We start from the raw sequence: 234 nt of genomic DNA on the forward strand, positions 1-234 counted from the left end.
GACTTGCATGTATTAGGCACGCCGCCAGCGTTCGTCCTGAGCCAGGATCAAACTCTCCAAAAAGGTGTTGCTTATCTGGATGAGCTCCATAGCTCGTTGCTGACTTTTCAGTCATCGATCTCTCGCGAGACCATTTTGACGCTTCGCACTTGTTCAGTTTTCAAAGATCGAACCTTCGCGAACTTTCGTTCGCTTATCGTCACCGTGTTTTGCGGCGACCTCTTTAATATACCA

The 234-nt window shown here is 48.3% G+C and carries 1 rRNA gene; it reads right to left on the reverse strand.

Annotated features, from left to right (window positions below):
* Positions 1-63 (reverse strand): 16S ribosomal RNA (locus tag FE781_RS16365); the annotation flags it as partial.
* Positions 64-234: the final 171 nt, after the last annotated feature.

The organism is Paenibacillus thermoaerophilus (genome assembly GCF_005938195.1).
GTDB classification, from domain to species: domain Bacteria; phylum Bacillota; class Bacilli; order Paenibacillales; family Reconciliibacillaceae; genus Paenibacillus_W; species Paenibacillus_W thermoaerophilus.